Annotated in this window: 15 protein-coding genes; 5 read left to right on the top strand and 10 right to left on the bottom strand. The window is 53.0% G+C overall.

The genetic code is table 11. The annotated features are described in order from the left end of the window. On the bottom strand, positions 1 to 1,258 hold a 1,258-nt coding region (locus ABQ298_09085), incomplete at its 3' end, for a TonB-dependent receptor (protein MEQ9824524.1). Between the two features lie 211 nt (positions 1,259 to 1,469). Then, positions 1,470 to 2,087 carry a hypothetical protein gene (locus ABQ298_09080; protein MEQ9824523.1) on the bottom strand — a complete coding sequence of 206 codons (618 nt, stop codon included), beginning with the start codon at positions 2,085 to 2,087 and terminating at the stop codon, positions 1,470 to 1,472. Between the two features lie 152 nt (positions 2,088 to 2,239). Between ABQ298_09080 and ABQ298_09075 the strand changes: the two genes are divergently transcribed. Both ABQ298_09075 and ABQ298_09070 read left to right on the top strand, forming a co-directional pair. Beyond that, entirely contained in the window at positions 2,240 to 2,887 is a 648-nt protein-coding gene (locus ABQ298_09075; GenBank protein MEQ9824522.1) for a TRIC cation channel family protein, read from the top strand. A 139-nt stretch (positions 2,888 to 3,026) separates the two neighbouring features. Continuing rightward, entirely contained in the window at positions 3,027 to 4,475 is a 1,449-nt protein-coding gene (locus ABQ298_09070; GenBank protein ID MEQ9824521.1) for an efflux transporter outer membrane subunit, read from the top strand. Here ABQ298_09070 and ABQ298_09065 read toward each other — a convergent pair. After that, on the bottom strand, positions 4,462 to 5,016 hold the full coding sequence (locus ABQ298_09065) for a pyridoxamine 5'-phosphate oxidase family protein (protein ID MEQ9824520.1): 555 nt from the start codon (positions 5,014 to 5,016) through the stop codon (positions 4,462 to 4,464). The two genes, ABQ298_09070 and ABQ298_09065, sit on opposite strands and share 14 nt — an antisense overlap. Before the next feature lie 173 nt (positions 5,017 to 5,189). Here ABQ298_09065 and ABQ298_09060 point away from each other — a divergent pair, with 173 nt between their 5' ends. Next, positions 5,190 to 5,774: an NUDIX hydrolase gene (locus tag ABQ298_09060; protein ID MEQ9824519.1), complete on the top strand. Its 585-nt coding sequence runs from the start codon at positions 5,190 to 5,192 to the stop codon at positions 5,772 to 5,774. 20 nt (positions 5,775 to 5,794) lie between these two features. Then, positions 5,795 to 6,148 carry a DUF3147 family protein gene (locus tag ABQ298_09055; GenBank protein MEQ9824518.1) on the top strand — a complete coding sequence of 118 codons (354 nt, stop codon included), beginning with the start codon at positions 5,795 to 5,797 and terminating at the stop codon, positions 6,146 to 6,148. Positions 6,149 to 6,202: 54 nt separating this feature from the next. On the opposite strand, the gene ABQ298_09050 is transcribed toward ABQ298_09055, so the two are convergent. From ABQ298_09050 to ABQ298_09020, 7 genes are all read right to left on the bottom strand, one after another. Further along, a complete protein-coding gene (locus ABQ298_09050; GenBank protein MEQ9824517.1) occupies positions 6,203 to 7,318 on the bottom strand; it encodes a hypothetical protein in 1,116 nt (371 codons plus the stop codon). 6 nt (positions 7,319 to 7,324) lie between these two features. Beyond that, on the bottom strand, positions 7,325 to 9,907 hold the full coding sequence (locus ABQ298_09045; protein ID MEQ9824516.1) for a Calx-beta domain-containing protein: 2,583 nt from the start codon (positions 9,905 to 9,907) through the stop codon (positions 7,325 to 7,327). Between the two features lie 47 nt (positions 9,908 to 9,954). Further along, positions 9,955 to 11,049 carry a hypothetical protein gene (locus ABQ298_09040; protein MEQ9824515.1) on the bottom strand — a complete coding sequence of 365 codons (1,095 nt, stop codon included), beginning with the start codon at positions 11,047 to 11,049 and terminating at the stop codon, positions 9,955 to 9,957. A 353-nt stretch (positions 11,050 to 11,402) separates the two neighbouring features. Beyond that, the gene (locus ABQ298_09035) at positions 11,403 to 14,327 is read right to left on the bottom strand and encodes a vitamin B12-dependent ribonucleotide reductase (GenBank protein MEQ9824514.1); all 2,925 of its coding nucleotides are present in this window, start codon (positions 14,325 to 14,327) and stop codon (positions 11,403 to 11,405) included. 350 nt (positions 14,328 to 14,677) lie between these two features. Continuing rightward, positions 14,678 to 16,336: a bifunctional UDP-sugar hydrolase/5'-nucleotidase gene (locus ABQ298_09030; GenBank protein ID MEQ9824513.1), complete on the bottom strand. Its 1,659-nt coding sequence runs from the start codon at positions 16,334 to 16,336 to the stop codon at positions 14,678 to 14,680. Positions 16,337 to 16,407: 71 nt separating this feature from the next. Further along, positions 16,408 to 17,082, bottom strand: a complete 675-nt coding sequence (locus tag ABQ298_09025) for a YkgJ family cysteine cluster protein (protein MEQ9824512.1) — start codon at positions 17,080 to 17,082, stop codon at positions 16,408 to 16,410. 2 nt (positions 17,083 to 17,084) lie between these two features. Continuing rightward, a complete protein-coding gene (locus tag ABQ298_09020; protein ID MEQ9824511.1) occupies positions 17,085 to 17,774 on the bottom strand; it encodes a LysE family translocator in 690 nt (229 codons plus the stop codon). A 143-nt stretch (positions 17,775 to 17,917) separates the two neighbouring features. Here ABQ298_09020 and ABQ298_09015 point away from each other — a divergent pair, with 143 nt between their 5' ends. Beyond that, complete coding sequence (locus ABQ298_09015; protein ID MEQ9824510.1) at positions 17,918 to 18,106, top strand: hypothetical protein; 189 nt, start codon at positions 17,918 to 17,920, stop codon at positions 18,104 to 18,106. Positions 18,107 to 18,132 lie beyond the last annotated feature (26 nt).

Below are 18,132 nucleotides of genomic sequence, written 5' to 3'. Positions count from 1 at the left end.
AGGACGCTTTCAACCGAGTGCGATCATTGGGAAGCGCATAGGATGCACTCGTGCGCCAGGAAACCTCACGGCCATAAGCATCATTGTCATCCAGCCGAAGCGCGACTGTCGCATGCAGCGCATCACTCAAGGTGAGCACATTTTCCACAAACACTGCCGCAGTGTCCATGGAATGTGAGCCGATGCGGTCCTCTGCACGCTCCCACTCCAATCCCACGATGCTGTTGAGCCAGTCCGCAATGCGCAGGTCATTCAACCACTCGAATTTCAGCAAGTCCGCCTTGTTATCCCGCACTCCAAAGCTGTCAACCGCATAGGAACGAAAATCATTGTAATGCACGGCAACATTGGAAATCCAAGCCTGCGAGAGCGTTGCTGAGAGCTGAGCTTTGCTCAGAAACTGCTCACTTTCATAAAAATTATCCATCACGGGCTGCGTCCAGGGACTGGGCAAACCAGGGTCGTATTCGCTTTTTGAATCCTGATAGCTTCCAAACAACACCAGATCCACACGATCCGAGAGTTTCCATTTCAGTTTGCCCATCATTGTCTGGTTGCGAAAAAGATCATCATCCGCCCACTCCGGCCCCCACTCCGGATTCTGAACCGAGTAACCATCAGTATCCTCGTAAGTTGCAGTCACAAAATAATCCACCGACTCCGTTGCCTGCGAGAGTGTTGCAAAGGCACGAACGGAATCCCGCGATCCATAAGATGCACCCACCGCTGCCGCTGGCTGAGTCGTTTCACCCTGACGAGTCGTGATGCTGATCACCCCCGTCAGTGCATTTGCACCGTAGAGCGCGCTCTGCGCACCGCGAAGCACCTCAATGCGATCAATCGACGCGAGTGGAAGATTTCCAAAGTTATACACAAACCCGGAACCAGGATCATTGACCTCGATCCCATCGATCAGCACCACAGGTGCCAACGGCAAACCGCGCATGGACATGCCAGCAGTTGATCCCGGATTTCCATTGTTGCGCAGATACACACCTTCCACGTGACGGATCACATCGGAAGCAAGCTCGTGCTCATAGCGGAGCAGATCATCCAAATCCAGAGTTGTGACAGAAGCGCCTACGACACCGGTAGACTGCTCCACCCGACTGGCAACCACAGTCACCTTGGGAAGATCCACGATGCTGGAATCATTCGATTCGATTTGAGCGTGCAGTCCTGTGCACATGAGCAGAGCTGCAGCGCCCAGACATGCACGCGTTGAGATGTGAAAAGATAGCATGGAAAAGAGATTCATGGATGTAGTTCTCGTTTTTGACACTCAAGTGCCAACAAGTAAACATTCATGCTTTCTGACACGCGGTGGTCAATAAGAAAAAATACACAGCAACACAATTTCCCCTTCGCGCTCCGGGTAGCGGAAAAATGAGATGCTCAGGGCATCACCCCTGAGATCAAGCTGTGTGTGCCGTTATGGACACAACTGCGACGACCACCTGAGCTTCAACTTACGACTTACCCTTGGGCTGACGCTTGGAATCGGCCACCCTGAGCAAGGATGGATGGGCCGTTCCTGCCCTCACTTCTATCCATTCCATGAGATTCTCCAAGGTTGGATTCACATCCAAATGATGACGCTCACAGCTCACGGAAAGCCCGGTATCACCCGTCGACAGATTTACTTCCCGACTCAGTCGCAGCGTGTTGACCCGACCCTCTTCCTGCTTCACCTGTCGCAAACACAGGACATCTGCGTTGGGCACAATTTCAACATGAGTTGTGCTCGCCCCAAGCAAACCCCAGGTATCCCATTCCTTTCGATGCATTGACGGAAATTCAAAGAATACCGCCAACCCGAACACTCCCTTGATATCCACCTCTGCAACCGGGAGGGTATCCACGAGCAGCACAACCGCAGTGCCAGCCGAAATCACTTCGAGCCGTTTCGGACCCGCCATGCAGTAAAAGGGAGTGGAGTTTGTCGGTTCCAAACCTGCAGGGACGCTCGAACGATGCGCGGCGCTACGAACTGCATGAACGGCCTCGCCCAACCATGCAAAGGGAATTTCCTGTTGTTCCAAAATCAACGGACTCGATTTGCTGAACGCTTCACGCCGAACCAACATATCCTTTCGGATTGTTAGAATGTTGGCAAAAAGTGGGCCTGGAGAAGGGGATGCTGTCATGGCGAAACTGGAGGACTTGAAAAGTTCCCCATTGAAGAAAACTAACAGAAGCCCTAGTTTTTTCAAATCATGCCTGGGTCCGGTCTTGCAACATGAATCCCGATACATTTCACCTTCCCATCGCATTCGATATTGTGGCGGCATTCTTTTTTGCCCTTACAGGATGCCTTGCAGGCATTCGCCGGAACTATGACCTCGTCGGAGTGCTGGCCCTTGCGGGGATCTGCGCAGTCGGGGGTGCGGTGATTCGAGACGGTGTCTTTCTTCAGACCGATCTGCCGGCTGTTGTGAAAGATCCGCGCTACCTGTACTCCATTCTGGTTGCAGTGGTGATCGGTCGCATTCTCGGCGACCGCATTGAGCGCTTTGGGCGCTTCCTTGCAGTCATCGACGCTGTGGGACTGGCGGCCTATGCGGTGTTTGGCACCCAAAAGGCCATCCTACATGAGGTTTCTCCCACAGTAGCCATTGTGATCGGAGTCATCAATGCGTGTGGCGGCGGTCTGATTCGCGACATCATCACAAGGGAAGAACCACTCGTGTTCAAACCGGGTCAGTTTTATGTTCTGGCGGCATTTGCAGGTGCGACACTGTTTGTCACCCTGACTGCATTCACTCCACTCAGCAGTTTTGTGGCAGGAGTGATCGCTTCGGTCGCCTGCGTCGTATTTCGCTTACTCGCGATCCGGCTCAATTGGAAAACCCGCACCTTTTATGCAGTGAAATCCATCTCGTCATGAATCTCACTCTCCCTGATTGCATGGAATTTTCACGTGAGTATCGCAAAAAAATCAACAAATCAGGAAACAGATTTTTGGTGCCATTCGTTCGCCAACTGACATGTCTCTATTGAATGCCATTCCCTCCTGCAGGCATCGCATGAGGTTACATTACAGCACAGTATGCCTGATTCCATGGCTCCTGATCGCTCTAGCAGGATGCTCCTATCGGGAAAACCCCACCGCCAGTGCTCCCTCAAGTCTGGGAGAAAACGCACTGTCTGATCATTCCTTTTCCGAGTCTGGAACCGTGCCAGTTGAGTCTCACTGGTGGACAGCCTTTAACGATGCGCAGCTGAACACATGGGTCGAAAAGGCACTGCGAGAAAATCTCAGTTTGGCTCAGGCGTGGGCAAGGCTGAGTGAGGCCGAGGCGACCCTGACCGCCAGTTCGGCTGCCCGCTTTCCCTCACTTGGCCTCCAGACATCCGTTCGCCGGACCTTCGATGATGCGACAACCGCAAATCCTCCAACAGATCGAACCACTGGGTCGCTTGATCTCATCGCAAGTTATGAACTGGATCTCTGGGGCAAAGTTCGCTCGGAGGCAAGAGGTGCCTACTTCGAATACCGTGCCACAGAACAGGATTTGCGAGCTGCCTCCATCTCCATTGCCGGACAAATTGCCATCACCTGGTACAACCTTGTGGAACGCCGCGCTCAGCAATCACTTCTCAAGGCCCAATACCAAAATGCGGAACAGACGCTCGAATCGATCCGCATGCGATTTCAGCACGGCAGCCGAAACGCCACAGATCTGTTGCAACAGCAACAGGTCATCGAGGCGCGCAGTGGAGCACTGATCCAGAATCAGGCGGAAATCGAAATTCTTGAGCACCATCTCGGAATTTTAACGGGAAGTACTGCGTTGCACATCGAGGTGCAGACCCCGGACACCTTTCCCGAGCTTCCCGAATTCCCATCCACGGGTATCCCTGCCGCAGTCATCACCGCACGCCCCGACATTCAGGCGGCCTGGCTACGCCTTCAGGCAGCTGATGCCGCTGCCGCTACTGCGGTCGCCAACCGGTTTCCATCCCTCACTCTCGGCGCAGTGCTTTCCTCCGCGTTTGGAGGTCCGGTGCAGCTCTTCGATGAATGGATGGAAGCTCTCACTGCAAGCCTGAGCGCTTCTCTAATCGATGGTGGGTTGCGCCGGGCAGAGGTCGACCGACGTCAGGCATTGCTTTCAAGTGCGCTGCTCAACTACCGTCAAACCGTTCTGGAAGCGTTAAGGGAGGTCGAGGATGCCATCGTTCAAGAGCGTCAACAGCAGGCTTTTCTCGAGTCACTTTCCCGGCAGATTGTGTTGGCTGAACAGGTGTTTGATCAGACATTTGCACGCTACCAGAGTGGTGATCAAAGCTACCTGCAGGTGTTGACTGCCCAGGACTCTCTGCACCAGCTTCGACGCACTGCGTTGACCGCACAACTCCAACTCCTGCAATTTCGCATCGCCCTATACCGGTCACTCGGCAGTGGATTCGAACCCGTACTGTCCGATGCCTGGCAATCAGCCCGGTCCGTTACGGGTTTCAAATTCCCTTGAGGAAAGAGATTCGGGTCCCTACCCCATCAATGCTGGTTTCGTTCTTTTGCTTCCAGTAATCCTGGATGCCCGATTCACCTTTCTGTTCTGCCCAGTCAACCAGTGTCTTGCGCTGACCCTTGTACTCGAACAGTGGAACTCCAAAACCACAGGAATTCTGCACCATATCCACAGTGACGCGAAACAACTGCCGATTTCCCGGTGAATGCGGAAACAGGCCGATATAGGCATCCCATTCGGCTTCCTTTCCATGAAATGCTTCAGCCTTGCCGTAAAGGCGCAGGATCATGGGCTTCTCGTCGAAGCTGCAAAACATGATTGTCATGCGATTATGGTTGAACACATGCGGTGCAGTTTCGTTGCCGCTCCCGGTCAGATTCAGCCAAAGCACTTGCTGTTCGTTGAGAATGCGAAACGAGTCCAACCCCTTCGGAGAGAGGTTAATGCGACCAAAACGATCCGCAGTTGCCACAAAAAAGATCTTCTGCTGTGCAATAAAGTCACGGTGTGCCTGTGTGATGGATGGAAACTGTTTTCCCATGATGGCAAGCATGGCACAACCCCGCCTCAGATTCAACTTCGGCGCGATTTAGGAAAGGCTGAAAAGTTCTCACGATTCAAAACATGCTGTAAGCAGTGCGCTTCGTGCCAGCGGTTTCGAGGGAGCAAAAAATCACACTTGTCATTCTTTGGTTTGAGCCCATTTTTTCCTGAATGCGGGATGACCGATCAGAACTCCGGCTGCGACTTCAGCACTACCGGGAGCGCTATCCTCAAGAGGCGCACATCGTGCAGCGCTTTTGTGAACTGCTGCAGCGCGAACCCGACTGCTTCGAGCGCGATTGTTTTTCCCCCGGTCACATCACGGCCTCCGCATGGGTGGTTGACAATTCCCATCGCAAAACTCTGCTGACCCACCACCGCAAGCTGGACCGTTGGCTGCAATTGGGCGGACACACTGACGGCAGCGAAAATACCTTGCAGTCCGCCAAACGGGAAGCCATCGAAGAATCGGGACTGAAATCGGTCGAAGCCTGTTCAGAGCACATTTTTGACCTCGATATTCATGCGATTCCCAGACGCGGAGACGAACCCGATCACCTCCATTTTGACATTCGCTACGCCTTTGTCTGCACGGGTGAACAAAACGTCATCGTGAGTGAAGAGTCACATGCACTTGCGTGGGTCGACCTGCCCGATCTCAGTTCATTCACAAGTGAACCCTCCATGCTGCGCATGGCCGCCAAATGGGATCAACTGCGCGAACCTTTCCCAAACCAGTCTTTCAGTCGCCAATAAACCCAACACCATCGATCACCATGTTATTCCTAGCCACCAAATACGCAGTCACCGCCTTGATTATCGTCATTGTCACAGAAGTTGCCAAGCGATCTGATCGCATCGGTGCGCTCATCTCCTCCCTCCCCTTGGTCACCGTGATGGTGATGATCTGGCTCTATGTCGAAAAACAGGGAACCGAAAAGATCGCAAATCATGCGCTCTACACCTTCTGGTTCGTACTGCCCACGCTGCCCATGTTCCTGCTGATGCCCTACCTGCTCAAAAAAGGTGTGGCATTCGGATGGAGCCTCGGAGCGGGCATCCTGCTCACATTCACCTGTTTTGCACTGACTGCCTTGATTGGGAAACGTTTTGGGATCTCACTTTTCTGAGAAACTCCACGGTGAGTCGGACGGGTTGAACGTGCGATCAGCCCCGCCCGGTTTTCAGAAGTCGAATTCGAATCCAGCCTGCAACTGCGTTGTCGTACCCACCCGAATATCGAGCACCATGTCATCGACAGATCTCCCGTCGAAGTCCTGGATAAAATTGGCCTGCGCTCCAGCGTAGATAGCAGTCTTGGGGTTGAGGCGATACAGCAGGTTCAGTTCTGCATATCCACCAACCAGCCATTCGCCTTCGTCCAAGGTCGAGCGAATGCGGTAGGACTCTGTCAAAGTCGAGGTGATCAATGACTGATCGACCGTGAAATCATAAGACAGGTATGACGCCATGATACCGATACCAAAATGCAGCATCAGTCGTTCAGTCAGGTAGATATCGAAGTGGGTTCCGGCGCGCACGGTTCCAATGCCTCCGAGAAGTTCGTAATTTCCGGCGATCAAGGCATCGACCAATACGATGCTGCCATCTGCAAGCAGTTGAGATACCCGCTCCTCGATGGACGCGTCAAAGGCTAGCTCATCGAGCAACACGTAGGGTCCACCAAACACACCGCCCTGGTACAGCCCACTCTCCACATATTTGATTCCGGGACCACTGAGCGGTACATTCACCGTCTGCCGATACAGTTCACCTTTGATATCAGACGAGCTATAGGAGGCCTGCAGGGGGGTGAATCCACCCGCAACGGTAAATCCCATCGTCACACGGTTGGACAGTCGCCACATGTCATAGCGTCCACCCAGTTCCCACCCTGTCGAAAAGCTCAAATCCTCCTTGTAAGACTCTCCGATACTTCCGGAACGGTAGCGCGTGAGGTTGAAAGATTCCACATTGCCATCGGGACCTTCCACTGCGTTGGCAAAGTCAAATAGAAAAGAATTGGTGAATTCCGCATCATCCGATGGCAGGTCAATATAACCGTCGTTGAATTGATACGTGTAGTTGGAATCTTCACCTCGGATGTAGGGCATTTCCCCCAGGTTACTGAAGCTTACATCAACCCCGATGAGAGATTTGGCGTTAAAGAAAACCTGCTGCGCACGACCCTCCTCTGCAAGAATCCAGGAACTCTGGAAGGGATACTGGGCAATGGCGCTGCTTCCGAGGCTCAGCGAAAACAAAATGCCGACAAAAATGGGTTTGGTAGTAAATCGCATGGTCGCTTAGTTTCGAGTTGCGCGGTAAAGGCGGAAGGGCACGTTTTTCGGGTGAGTCTGCGTATGCGGAGGCCCTTGGTCGATCCAGTAGAACCGGCTGGCACCCCCCGTACTCATTGCCTGAGGATGCACAATTCGCCACTCATCACCGGGATCGAGATACTGGATCTGCACATTCGAGGAACCTGCCCCGGACTCAATCACCATGAACACCGATCCATCGGCAAGCGGCTTAAAATCGGATATTGTGGCGGTACCACTGCCAGAACCAAACACCGATGTGCCTTCAGCGGTCAGATAGACGCGAAGGCGATCCGGATTTGCAGCCGGATCGATGCGATCCACTGGAAAAAAGAAATATCCTCTGGAGTAGAATGGCACCGTCCACTCCAACACCGCATTTGCATCATAGGCACCGCGAATGTCTGCCTCAAAATCATTCAGCCGTGGAAAGCTCAGCGGATGCAGCAGATAGGGAGCGGTTTCGATCGTGTCGGCAGTGGTGATGTCATACTTGCCATCTTTGGGTTCCGCACCCTCGATCAGTTTGATCTGGCGCGAAGAATGGGGAAAGCGGACCTGGAACGGAGGATTCACAAAAAAGTGAAACTCCTGGTCTTTAGCTGGATTGGTGGGATTCGAAACCACCGGATCGTTGTTCTCCGATTCCGGGTTCGAAGCATCGTAATTCGTGGTTCGGTAGACAAATTTCATGCTGCGATACCCTGGGAACTGAGACAAATCCAACTGCACGCTTGGCTGCATGCGATAGTCTGCTTCAAAAAGCCCGGTTCGATCATTGAAGCGCAAACCTCCATTCGCAAGCGACGATTCCAGAGGTGAAAGGCCGGACATTACATCGGTGATGTCCACATCGGGAAGATCCCGAATGGTCAGGGTGTAGTCCATGTGCTGGCCCGGATTGACCTTACTGGTGCTCGTATTGAGTCCGGAAATCCGGAAGCGCACCGTTTTATCCGGTCTGGCTGCCTCGGATTCTTGTCCATACACAATCGGATCGCTCACTGCATTGTTGAGAGCCACAGTGATGAGCAAAACCTCCAGCCCTGATCGAATGACGAGATCCACACTGCTGTCGAGTCTTGGCAGGCTGTGGGAAGTGATGGCAAAATCCCAGTCCTGATCCTCCCCACCCCCAGCGGTGAACAGATTCGCGGTCGTTCCCTCGGAGAGCAGCTCCAGCTTAAATTCAGCATTGTTGGCTGAAAGGGAGGAAAGAACAACGGGAATGGTGATCTGTGCGGATTGACGCGCAACCACAGAACCTGCAGAGGGCACGTAGCGAATGTCTTCGTAATCCGGGTCCTGCGACGCCTGATAATCATCCTTACTGTAAACAGCGGCAAAGCTTAGGGAAACCGGATCGTTGTCCTTGATCACAAAGCGCATTTCTCTTTTGTCACCCAGGATCAAATCACCACCGTCTTTATAGGAAGGTTGCCCAAGTGTGACGGTCAGCAGTTCATCTTCCTCCACATTATCGTCATTGTTGATGTTGAGCGCAAAGGTCACGTTGCTCTGACCTGCGGGCACCACAATCGGACTCTCTTCGGGATCGAGATCATCATTGTCACCATCTCCGATTACAACCGTACCGCCGTAGCTCACGGGAACAGAAACATCCTGTGCCGAAGTTGTGAGTTCACCATCCGGTCCCAGCAACACAATGCGCAGGGAGGTGGTCGTGTGTTCGTCAAGGTCTATGGGAAACTCTACGTCATCGCCATAGGCGAACTGTACGGTAATCGGATCATTGTCCACGATGGTCGCAATGTAAGGTTGGGTATCCACGTCAATCTGGCCACCGCCCTCGAGCGTCGCCGACTGCAGCTGGATCTGCACGGTTTCACGATCTGCACCACCTTCGTTTCGATCCGTCACCGAATCATTAACCACCGCAACCACGATAGTGCCGAGCGTGGAACCTGCCGAAATGCGCAAGGGACTCGTCGTACTGGTTGAGCTGGTCAGGTCGATGTCGTTACTGCTGGCCGTAAGCGTCGTGACGTTGTAATTGAGGATCACATCCTGCTCGGCTGCTTCGCTCAGACGAACCGAAACCGCAATGTTTCCGGATTCGTAAAAATCTCCCTCGTGCACCCGAAAATAGGCGCGGATCGGATCGTTATCGATGATGCGAATGGTATGACGTGTCTGCTCTCCCAGTCGCGCCACGGTCAGACCTTCGCTCACCAGTTCAAAGATGATCAGTTCATCCGATTCGACTTCAGCATCATTGATGATCTCAACCGTGATGGACTTCCGCACCTCACCCGGGGCAAACACGATGGGACTTTCGTTGTCCTCAACGACGACTCCACTTTCAACTACATCTTCCGGAATCTCAAAATCACTTCCCAAAGTAGCGGTACTCTCAGAAGCAATGCGGTAGGGAACGGACACTTCCAGCAGTGAGGGTTCGCTCAACTCGATGGTGACCGTCCACTCCCCGCTCTCGGAAACCGTCTGGCCCGAGTCGACAAAATTGACTTCAACTTGCGCGCTCGCCACTGACCAGAACAGCCAGGATGCAGCGAACATCGCATACAGGAATTTGTTTTTATCCATTTTCATTCCAAAAGTGTGTGATTGATGAATCCCGTGATGCACTGGCATCAATAGTTCAGCGTGAACCAGGCATCGAGTTCGCTGTCGTAGAATGCGATTTCGCCATCGAGCAGATCGAAGCGGACTTCGACTCCGTCAGACTCGCGAATGTAGGATGGACTCATTTCCGCATGGGTTGTCAGCCACCCAAGGCGTTCGTCCGGCAAGTACACCCGAATGGCGGTTGCATCGTTCTGATCGGGCAAATAAAACCAGCCAATATTCTCACCAAACAACCAGAACTGTTTTGCATCCACCATGACCGTCGTATTGAGGTCATTTGACCAGTAGGAACTGCTTCCAGTCTGAATCGAATGCGTGGACAGCACTCCGAGAATCTGATCGGAACCCAAGTCGGAAAGATCCGGAACGCCGTCCCCATCAGAGTCGTTGGTGTCTGTAACGCGGTAGATTGCAAAAAGGGACTCCCAGTTGTTGGGTTCTTCCGTGTCACTGCGATTGAAAAAACCCGTATAGGTATTGCCGTCCCGCCGCAGAGTTGCGTTCACAAATGAAAACTTGAAATCCGAATCCTCATCCGCTTGCCACGAACTCATCGACAGGAATTCGGTCGAGAGCACACTTGAAATCGCCGTACCCGTTATGCGAAACGCTTCACCTTCGTGAGTTCCATTGAGCACAAAATCCACATCCCTGGATTTCTTGAGGGATTGATAGCTCAAGGTACCCGTGATGCCGTCGAGCAGAAACTCCTGATCCGTCTGTCTGCGCTGCCAGGGTCCGGTTTTACGGTAAAACCCCTTTACGGTTCCACTTCCAAACTGATTCTCTTCCACTGGAATTTCAAAAACCAGACTGCCGGTTTCAGCCGTCTCTTCACTGCTGGTGTTGTATCCGCTGTAGTTGGCCACAAATACATACACATCATCGGAATCATTGTCCTCATCCTTCTCATCGAGCATCAGAGCGGTCATATCCTCAATGATGACAACATCGGTCGGATTGGAGGCAGAGAAGACTTCCTCACTGAACGAGCTGACGTAGAGCTGCGTGCCATCAAAAATTTCACTCCCGCCAGTAACGGGGGTAAAGCTCTGGGCCTCGAGCGGTATTTCAACCGAATACACATGCGATCCCATCATCAGAAGGCATGCAGCAGAAAGCAATCGGTGGACAGGGAGACGTAGATAGCGATGAATCATATTTGGGAAATCAAACCGTAGGAGCCCACCATCTGGTGCGCAAGATACAAGTTCTGCAGAAGCAAACATTCTTTCAATGGAACTCTCAGAGGTTTTTCAACCCTTGTTTTGTCCGAAGCGAGGAATCGCATGCCTCCACATGCAAGCTTAGTCTCCATCGCCTGTTTTCGATTCAAAAAAGTTGAAAAAAAATGACGCCCATCGAAATCGCGTACCAAATCAGCGGATCTGACCTCGATCAGATCCGCATACATCGCTGAATGAACCCTCAATGGACAGGCAACTTGCGTGGGTCAACTGCAACCCAGAGAGCTGCCACAATCCAGACAAGTGGCACAGGTGCCTGATGTTTGCACACGTGCACTGCCACATTCCGGGCAAATCAGATTGCCCTGCGACTGGGTCAACAACTGCAAGGTTTCCTGCTGAATCCGCGGACTCTCCGATTCGTTTGTCTCGAGCGACGATGCAATCGATTCTTCCGACCCCACTGAAGCATGGCTGCTCTTTGGGGCTTCCGTTGCCGGACTCATCTTGTCCTTGTATCCATCGACAAACTTCATCCCCATCCAGCGCATGAGATAGTCCACACAGGAATGCGCAATGGGCACATCGGGATTGCGTGTAAATCCACTTGGTTCAAACTTGCTGAACGCCAGCTTGCGAATAAGATCGGTCAACGGAACCCCATGCTGCAGGCACATGGAGAGCAGGATTGCCACCGTATCGGTAAAGCCCTGAATACTGCTTCCCGCCTTTGACTGGCGGATGAATACCTCGCCCGGGCGTCCATCGTCATAGAGTCCGACCGTGATGTAGCCCTCCGTCTCTCCAATCGTGTATTTGTGCGTGATCGATTGGCGGGTCTCCGGCAGTTTCTGGCGATAGGGAATTGCAGTCATCTGATTCGGAGCCTCTGGGCCAGCCAACTTCAATTCGGTTTCTTCCGGTTCATCCTTGCGGGTTTTGACTGGAGCCACTCCCTTGGAGCCATCCCGATAAATGGCAACACCCTTCAGCCCCTTTTCCCAGGCATAGATGTAGGCTTCGCGAATATCTTTCACTGTCGCCTCGCGCGGCATGTTGATCGTTTTGGAAATACCGCCCGACAGAAAAGGCTGCACCGCCGCCAACATGTCAATGTGAGCATTGTAGTGCAGGGATCGCTTGCCGCGCCCGGAAGTAAACGCCGTGTCAAATACCGGCAGGTGCCTGGATTCGATGGGACTGACCGCATCCTCCACGGACTCGAGCGTGCCATACTTCTCAACATGCTCGAGCGCCTGCGCCACATCTTCTGGAGAATACCCCAGGTGGATCAGCGAGGTTTTCACGGAATGATTGGGGATGGTCAGCATGCCTCCGCCCGCTAGTGTCTTGTACTGAATCAAGCCCATCGCCGGTTCAATTCCAGTCGTATCACAGCCCATCAAAAACCCGATTGTGCCGCATGGAGCCAACACCGTCACTTGAGCATTTCGAGCACCATGACGCTTAAATCCGTCAATTGCCTTGTTGAATCGCCGCGTCGAATATTCAAATAGCTCTGAAAACTCATGACTGCGGTGTGGGACTGCTTTCAGCGCGTCACGGTGCAGCTCAAGCACTTCGAGCATACAGCTGCGATTGTCCGGAAGAGCTTCGGCCTCAGATGCATCATAGGCAGAGTAGTCGCGTGCATGGTCCAGCCCCCAGAAGGCCCCGAGGCGACCCGCAATTTCGGTGGAAGCGTGGTAGGCCGTTGCCGTCATCACCGACGTAATCAGCGCCGCAAGCGAACGCCCTTTTTCATCGGAGTAAGCATAACCAAGACACATCAGCAAAGCTCCCAGGTTGGAGTACCCGAGACCAAGCGGACGAAAATGATGGGAATTCATCGTGATGTCCCGGGTCGGGTAAGAGGAACGATCCACCAGAATATCCTGTGCAATGATCAGAATGCGACATGCCGCAGCAAAACGCTCATGATCAAAACCGTCTGCAGTGAGAAACTTCAGCAGATTGATGCTGGCCAGATTACAGGCACTGTCGTCGAGGAACAAAAACTCGGAGCAGGGATTGGAGGAGTGCTGGCGCCCCGAAGCCTTGCAGGTGTGGAACTTGTGAATGATGCCATCAAACTGCATACCGGGATCTCCACAAAGATGGGTCGCTTCGGCTACCATATCCAGCAACTTGCCCGCATGGTGTTTCTCGGCCGGTTCACCCGACTTCACCCAACGCGTCCAGTAGTCACCGCCTTCCTTCGCTGCCTGCATGAAGGCATCATCCGGGCGGATGCTGAGATTCGCGTTTTGGAACCGTACACTGCGATAGGCCTCCCCATCGAACGACCCGTCGTAGCCCTGTTCGATCAATGCCCAGGCCTTCTTCTCTTCCTGCACCTTGCACTGAATGAAATCCACAATATCGGGATGGGAGGTGTTGAGAATCTTCATCAGGGCTGCACGACGCGTCTTGCCCCCACTACGCACGGTTCCGGCGATCGTATCGTAAATCTCCATGAACGACAGGGGTCCACTTGCGGTTCCGCCACCCGATAGTTTTTCGGCCTTGGCACGAATGCGCGACAGATTGCTGCCGCTCCCGGAACCATATTTGAACAGTCGGCTCTCCGAACTGGCCAGGTTCATGATGCTTTCCATGGTGTCGTCGACGTGCTGGATGAAGCAGGCCGATGCCTGGGGAAACTCATAGTGATTCATCGTAGGCAATGCCTCCTTGAAGGTCTCATCCCAGCGATAGTTGCCACGCGATTCGGCATTGATTCCGTATTTGTGAAAAAGACCAACGTTAAACCAGACCGGCGAGTTAAACGCCGCATACTGATTGAGACAAAGCCACTTCAATTCATCATTGAAAACCTGGGCATCCTGCTCGTTGTCAAAATATCCGTCCTGCAGACCCCACTCTGAAATTGTGTCGACAACGCGGTCCAGCACCTGCTTGAAGCTGGTTTCACGACCACCATTGCAAGGATCGGTTCCCAAATCCTTGTCCCCATAGAAATACTTGTTCGACAGGATTTTCGTCGAGAGATCCGAGAAATACGCAGGAACTTCAATCTGGTTTCCCTGAAAAATCACCTCACCTTTGTCATTGGCAATCGCCACGGTTTCCTGTTTCCACTCGATTTGATCGTACGGGTGCTGATCCGGACTCGAGAATTCACGTTTTGGGATGAGCTTCGAGGGACGCTGGGCAGTAACACTATTCATGGCAGGAGCTGGGTTGAGTATGATTTGAACGAAAAACGGACGGTATCTGGCGTCTTGTTTTTCGCCCACCTCTCAACGGACGACTGAACCCTTGCGGTTGATTCAGCGCCTGCGAAGCGTCATTGACGCTAGTGAATGGTGAACGAATCCTGAAACGAAAGCTGCGAAACTTCCGCCTGGAGAATGAAAGGAATACACTCAGCATTCACCCTCTCCCGCTGCATGTCAAAACACAATTATACAACACAGCCCAAGATTAGTGCAACTTATACAACTCCATACATAAGGTCTGCTTATTTTGAGCTATGTAGTAGCTTTACTTATCGGTTCTTCAGGAAATTTACTGACCGTCAGTAGAGCAACTCCCAGTTCTGACTGGCTTCGGTTGGAATGTGCTTTCGCTCACTCACCCACTCGATGATGAGGTTTCGAATCGAATCACTGGATCGATGAAGCACGGGTGCATCCCGAAACATCGCATAACCACCACCTCCGTTCCGACGATAGTGGTTCACCGCCACCCGAAAGCGCTGCTCAGGTCGCAACGCTTCTCCCTCGTAAGTAGCATTTTGGATACGCAACCCAACTGGCCTGCGCAGGTCGATCTGGTACGACAGCCCCTCCACCGTATCAAAGTTGTACCCGGGCATGGTCTTGTCTACCAGGGACTCAATGTCTTCCGAACCCTTCGCCTGCTTGAAATATTTCGCAGAGTGTTCAAGTGCATCGAGCACCTGCTGCCCCGTCATCTCCAGGATCATCAAGGTGTTTTCATAAATATACAGACCGGCAATATCCCGCACCGTTACCGGCCCCGCAGGGATGTGCGCACTCTCCGTAAAGCTCGCTGCAAATGACAAATCTGCATTTCCAACTTCCAATTGAACACGGTGCACCAAATCGAGAATGGCACTGTCCTCAAACCGGGCACGGGTCGCGTAGAGTGCTTTCTCGCTGTATCCAATGGGCTGATCCAGCCAGGCTTCAGTCGCCGCATCATAGGGCGTCGCGATGGCTACGACTTCGGGGTCAGCCGGAACCTGCTCCGTCACCGGAAGCAATCGACTGTTGAGCGCGATGCGGGTTGCTTTTCCGTCCGTAACATCAAAATAAAGATCCACACGCGCGAGGTGATCCCCGTGGCGCCCAGGTTGAACCAATCGCACTCCATTGACATCGAGAGCTTCGACTGCCCGATGCGTGTGAGCCATCAGGATCACATCGACCCCCTCTACCTGCCGGGCCAAACGCAACGCCGCGTTTTCCATCGGAACCACATCATTGGTGGCGAGTCCGGTCCTCAAGTCCTGCTCCAGCCCCATGTGCGCCAAAATGACCACAGCATCAACCTGCTCGACATGCCTCAAGTGGTGGACCCATTTTTGAGCCTGCTCCACCGGGTTTTCAAAGCGCAGTCCTTCAATATTGGCGGGTTCTTCCCATGCAGGCATACCGGGTGTGGTGATCCCAATCACACCCACACGCACACCGCTGAGGTTTTTCACAAGGTATGGGGCAAATGCCGTCGCATCGCTTCCGACCTCATAAATATTGGCAGAGAGCCAGGGAAACTCCGCTTCCTGCTCTGCCTTTCGCAACACCTGCAAGCCAAAGTTGAACTCGTGATTCCCGACCGTCATCGCATCGTATTTCAGATGATTCTTCACTCGCATCATGGGATCTTCCGGAGCATTGTGCTTCCGGGCATGATAGTAAGCCAGCGGCGTGCCTTGTATCGTATCTCCGGCATCGAGCAACATCACCTGCGATTGCGGATGCTCTGCACGAATGCCATGAATCATCGTAGCTAACTTGGCCAACCCCACGGAGCGTTCACTGTTGGCATGATAATCCTTGGGCAAAAGATTCCCATGCAAATCGGCGGTAGCCAACAGAACCAGGTGCACGCGACCTGCGGGTTCTTTAGAGTCAGAATGCAGTTCGGCAACCCCCGGATTCCAAACAACCCAGATCCCCACAAAGGTCAAAAACAGATGGATTCTTTTCATGCTCTCTTTGGTTTCAATTACCATGACCAAGCGTTCCATGCACGCAACCGGATTCCTCCCATTTTCAAACGTCACCCGGATCGATGCTGCCATTCATCCAGATACTCAGCCACGCTCTGCTCAACCTTCAGATTGCGATGAAATGCACGAAACTCCTGCATCGGTGCATGCTCACGCGTGAGCACCTCCATGATGTGAAAATAGCTGAGTTCAAGCTCCAACTCCTGCGCATGCGACTGAGACCATTCCGCTCCAAGCTGACGCTGCCCAACCCTGCAGCCCGGACATCCTCTCACCGGTTCGGTAAACAACCACTGCTCTGACACCCGAAGGTTCTCATCAAAGCTCAGCTCTCGCCCGAGCGGTGCCAATTTGCAAACCAAAGGTTTCAGATGCGGGTGAAGCTTGCAGCGCCCGCTTAAGGTCCAGCTTTTGTCGTCGAGCACATTTTCGAGAAACGGGCAGAACTTTTCCGGCATTTGCCTGAAGCGTATGGCAGGACGGAACCCAATCTCCCGCTTCAATTCCTCCACCACCCCATCTTCAAACAATCGAGCCGTCGTTGAATACTCCAGGTAGCCCGCCATGCGCTGAAGGTCTGCCAGATTCAGGTGGATGGTCATCTCCCCGCGGCAGCAGGAACCACAGCTGCTGCAGGCAAAATCAAAAACTGCTCCCTTATCCAAATTCAACGGCCATTGCCATTGCCCCGCAGCGAGGCGTTCCATCGAGTCTGAGCCTTCCATCGCTACGACACCATCAGTTCAAAAACCAGCTTCAATGCCAGGCTAGCGAGGATGAGGCCCGAAGCAATGTTGAGCCCTCTCGCAAAACCTGCACGCCGTCGCAAAAGCGATCCAATGCCCGATGCAGCCAAAGCAATGATCGAAAAGCAGATCCATGCCTGCACCATGAAAATCCCACCCAGCAACAACATCTGCACCCGCGCATGCCCGATTTCCGGCATCACAAACTGCGGCAGAAAAGCCAGAAAAAACAGCGCCACCTTGGGATTGAGCACATTCATCAAAAACCCACGTCGGAACATGCCAGCGTCAGACACTGCAAGGCACGCATGCTCCACCTCCAGCTGAGCACCCGTTCGCAATGTCACAAATGCCAGGTAAAGCAAATAGGCCGCTCCTGCCGCCTGAATTCCCGCAAAAAGCAAGGGCGAGGCGACAATCACGGCCGACACACCCAGCACTGCCAACAGTGTGTGAACACTCAACCCACTCACCATGCCCCACGCAGCAAGCAGCGCACTTTGACGCCGGCTGTGGATGCCCTGGGACAATACAAACAGGTTGTCCGGACCGGGTGACAGCGTCACTGCAAGCGAAGCAATCAAGAACAGGATCAGTTTTCCGCTTTCCATGGAGTTGCTCTCTAACGCAAAACCGATTCCGTGAAAATTGGAAAGCAATCCGTCGGACACGATTTTTTTGGCTCACTATGCAAGGTCAGCGAAAACTGCCGCTTGCCGCACCACAAAAAACCTGGCACTTTTCGGCAAAGTCAAAAATCCATTTCAGAATACTTCGGCATTCCGTCTACCCAGAAAGCTCCAACCGCACTGGTGTGCACGATGCCCTGCTGCAACACATCCTGCAACGATCATGGCAGAGCGAAATCATGCTCAACTACGGAATCCTTCAGATTTCTGAGATCCGTCGATCCGCCAAATTGCTGCCACACTACAACATCATTCATCCGTGCAGTGACCTTCGCATCCTGCACGGATTCTGTTCCTTCACGTCATCACATTGACACCTTGCTGTGCAGGTTGCACGGGA

The sequence above is a fragment of the Puniceicoccaceae bacterium genome (assembly GCA_040224245.1).
In the GTDB taxonomy this organism is placed as follows: domain Bacteria; phylum Verrucomicrobiota; class Verrucomicrobiia; order Opitutales; family JAFGAQ01; genus JAKSBQ01.
This window is presented reverse-complemented; position numbering and strand designations above follow the sequence as displayed.

Coding starts and splice junctions, on each gene's coding strand:
- ABQ298_09080 (MEQ9824523.1), bottom strand. CDS start 2,087: ATGTTGGTTCGGCGTGAAGCGTTCAGCAAATCGAGTCCGTTGATTTTG.
- ABQ298_09075 (MEQ9824522.1), top strand. CDS start 2,240: ATGAATCCCGATACATTTCACCTTCCCATCGCATTCGATATTGTGGCG.
- ABQ298_09070 (MEQ9824521.1), top strand. CDS start 3,027: ATGAGGTTACATTACAGCACAGTATGCCTGATTCCATGGCTCCTGATC.
- ABQ298_09065 (MEQ9824520.1), bottom strand. CDS start 5,016: ATGGGAAAACAGTTTCCATCCATCACACAGGCACACCGTGACTTTATT.
- ABQ298_09060 (MEQ9824519.1), top strand. CDS start 5,190: ATGCGGGATGACCGATCAGAACTCCGGCTGCGACTTCAGCACTACCGG.
- ABQ298_09055 (MEQ9824518.1), top strand. CDS start 5,795: ATGTTATTCCTAGCCACCAAATACGCAGTCACCGCCTTGATTATCGTC.
- ABQ298_09050 (MEQ9824517.1), bottom strand. CDS start 7,318: ATGCGATTTACTACCAAACCCATTTTTGTCGGCATTTTGTTTTCGCTG.
- ABQ298_09045 (MEQ9824516.1), bottom strand. CDS start 9,907: ATGGATAAAAACAAATTCCTGTATGCGATGTTCGCTGCATCCTGGCTG.
- ABQ298_09040 (MEQ9824515.1), bottom strand. CDS start 11,049: ATGATGGGATCGCATGTGTATTCGGTTGAAATACCGCTCGAGGCCCAG.
- ABQ298_09035 (MEQ9824514.1), bottom strand. CDS start 14,327: ATGAATAGTGTTACTGCCCAGCGTCCCTCGAAGCTCATCCCAAAACGT.
- ABQ298_09030 (MEQ9824513.1), bottom strand. CDS start 16,336: ATGAAAAGAATCCATCTGTTTTTGACCTTTGTGGGGATCTGGGTTGTT.
- ABQ298_09025 (MEQ9824512.1), bottom strand. CDS start 17,082: ATGGAAGGCTCAGACTCGATGGAACGCCTCGCTGCGGGGCAATGGCAA.